The following is a 3084-nucleotide window of genomic DNA, read 5'->3' on the forward strand; positions in this document are numbered from 1 at the left end:
CGAAGCGGGGGAACAGGTTGTTATCGTGGGAGAGAGCGGGTGTGGGAAAACCACGCTGCTGCATATCATCGCGGGAATCAGTCGGCCCGATGAGGGCCAGGTGCGGATCGCCGGGTGGGATATTACCCTCCTCTCGGAGGCAGAATGTGACCGGTTCCGTGCGGAGAACATTGGCTACGTCTTCCAAACCTTTAACCTTTTGCCGGCTTTTACCGCCCTGGAAAATGTGCTGTTGGGAATGACGTTCGGGCGCGGCAAGCCGGACGTCAAACGGGCCAAGCAACTCCTGGAACGCGTGGGGCTGGGGCACCGACTTCATCATAAACCGCGACAGCTTTCGGTCGGGGAGCAGCAACGAGTATCGGTGGCCCGGGCGCTCGCCAATCGGCCCAAACTTATTCTGGCGGACGAACCCACAGCCAATGTGGACTCCAGCAACCAGCAGGCGGTGCTGGATTTGTTGCGGGAAGGTTGCCGGGAGGAAAATGTGGCTCTCATTCTCGTGACGCACAGTCCTGAGGTGGCCCGGCAGTTTCCCCGTATTGTTCATCTCCCCGATATTAACTTGGTTCTTTCCCAACGTCAGCGGTGAAAGTGGGGGCAAAGCTTGGTATGGGATTGGTTCCGGCCGATAATTGAAAATCGAGAAGAAATCCTTCAGATATGCCTCTCTGGAAAATCGCCTGGCGAAGCATTCAACATCGTGCGGTAGCGTCGGCGCTCACGGCATTTTCAATGGCCCTGGGCGTGGCCCTGGTGGTGGCGGTCCTGGTGATCTATCACGTGCTGGATCGCTCATTCCGCCGGAGCTCTCAGGGATACGACATGATCGTCGGCTCCGCCAAGGGGGGACCATTGGAACTGGTACTCAGTACTGTTTACTACCTCCAGCCACCGCGGGGGACCATTCCGTATCACGTTTACGAAGAGCTCCACCACGGCCAGTACGCCACTGAGGTCGCGGCGGCGATTCCCGTGTGCATCGGCGGGAGCTATGCGGGCTATCCGGTGATCGCCACGGTTCCCGAAATGTTCGAAGAATTCCGATACCTGGGCGATCATCCCTACGAGTTTGAAGAAAACGGGCGAAACTTCCGGCGTGACGCCCCTTTTGAAGCCGTCATCGGGGCCACTGTGGCGAGAAAGGCGGGCCTCAAAGTTGGAGACACCTTTCGGATTACCCACGGCTTCGGGTCCCAGGGAGGCCACGAGCACCCCGAGGAATTCACGATCGTGGGAATCCTCAAGCCGACGGGCACTCCCAATGACCGGGGAATTTTTGTCAACATCGAGGGCTTCTGGAAACTCCATCTCCACGACCAGCATTCATCAGCAAGCTCTGAAGAGGACACCCAGGGCGAAGAACAGAACACCGCAACAGGTTCGAGTCACGAGGAATCCGAGGCAGCTCACACCGAGAACGAAAAGCTGCTGACGGCGGTTCTGGTCAAACGCGACTGGACAAACACGGCCAGGGCGCTCGCTCTCCCCCAGCTTGTCGGCAAAGAGCCGGGCGTTCAGTGTGTCATCCCCGCGGAAGAGGTAGCCAAGCTGTTCGAAGGATTGCTGGGTAATATTCAGACCGTGCTCCTCATCTTCGCGGTCCTCATTGTGGTTGTGGCGGGAATTGGCCTGATGGTCAGCATTTACAACTCGATGAGTGAGCGCCGGCTGGAGATCGCGATCATGCGGGCCCTGGGAGCCAAGCGGACGACGGTGATGGCGGTCATCCTGCTGGAGTCGATCCTCCTGTCGCTCGGCGGTGGTGCCTTCGGGGTTTGTTTGGGCCACGGCCTGATCGGCGCGTTTTCGAACGTGATTTTCGAGGAAACCGGGGTCCAGATTTCCGCTCTCAGTTTCCAGCCCATCGAGCTGGTGCTGGTTCCAGGACTGATTATTCTGGCCTCAATTGTGGGCTATCTGCCTGCCCTCATCGCGTACCGGACGGATGTCGCCCGGGCGCTGGCTTCCGGCGTTTGAGCCGGGGATTCTCTTACGGAGCGACGCCCTCACGCTCGGTGCGGGAAACTTCTCTCCTCACCCGGCCGGAACTTTCACGGTCTGGTCGGGTTAATATCCAGTGGAGAGCGGTGGACGCTCTTCGGTCGGCAGAGGTTTGACAAACCCGACCCGTAGGATTCTGCTTGAGGTGTCGTGTTGCACATGTGGAGGGTTGTCACATGAGGATGCGCGCGTGGACAGCGGTGCTCGTCTTTGGTTTGGGAGTAGCGTTAATCGCGGGAACAGCTCTCGCGCAGCCGCCGGGAGGACGCGGCGGACAGCGGGGACCGGGCGGTTTCTTCGGCGGTGGCCCGGGTGGTGGCATGGGCGTCCAGTTCCTCCTGCGGTCTGAAAAGATTCAGAAGGAGCTGGAGTTGACCGACGACCAGAAGGCGGAGCTGCAAAAGATCGCCGAGCAGGCTCGGGAAAAGATGCGGGAGGCTTTCCAGAGTGGCCAGCGCGACCCGCAGCGGTTCCGTCAGCTCATGGAAGAAACCAACAAGGCCATTCAGAACGTCCTTCTGCCCCATCAGCAGAAGCGGCTGAACCAGATTCAGCTCCAGTTGGGCGGAATCGCAGCGGCCGTGGAGCGGGAAGATGTTCGGAAGGAACTGGGAATCACCGAGGACCAGCTCGCCAAGATCCGCGAGGCCCGGGACAAGGTTCGTGAGGAACTCCGCGGCCAGCGGCCCCAGCCGGGTGAGCGCCCCGATCCCGCCCAGATGCGCGAGCGGTTCCGTGAAATGCGGCAGAAGGTGGAAGACGCCGTGCTGAGCGTGCTCACCGACGAGCAAAAGAAGAAGTGGAATGAGATGATCGGTGAGAAGATTGATATCGACTTCAGCGACCTGTTCCAGGGACCGGGCCGTGGCCCGGGTGGTGGCCCAGGTGGCCCGGGTGGTCCGGGGGCTGGCCGTCGGGGCGGCGGCAACCGGGGAGCCTGAGTGACTGAATTGATAGGCTTTCCCGAGACTGATTGAGCCACGGGGCCCGTCCCAGAACAAGAGATTTGATCAGTATTATGATCACATTAATGTCATAACGGACGGGCCCCGATTTTTTGGTTCGCGGTCATATCGGCAT

Annotated in this window: 3 protein-coding genes; all 3 read left to right on the plus strand. The window is 59.8% G+C overall.

What is annotated here, in order from left to right:
• The coding region (locus H5U08_RS14110; RefSeq protein WP_297034356.1) for an ABC transporter ATP-binding protein at positions 1-592 on the plus strand (592 nt) is incomplete at its 5' end.
• 71 nt (positions 593-663) lie between these two features.
• A complete protein-coding gene (locus tag H5U08_RS14115; RefSeq protein ID WP_297034359.1) occupies positions 664-1980 on the plus strand; it encodes an ABC transporter permease in 1317 nt (438 codons plus the stop codon).
• Positions 1981-2180: 200 nt separating this feature from the next.
• The gene (locus tag H5U08_RS14120; RefSeq protein ID WP_297034362.1) at positions 2181-2945 is read left to right on the plus strand and encodes a hypothetical protein; all 765 of its coding nucleotides are present in this window, start codon (positions 2181-2183) and stop codon (positions 2943-2945) included.
• Positions 2946-3084: the final 139 nt, after the last annotated feature.

The organism is Thermogutta sp., assembly GCF_014359955.1.
Lineage (GTDB): Bacteria > Planctomycetota > Planctomycetia > Pirellulales > Thermoguttaceae > Thermogutta.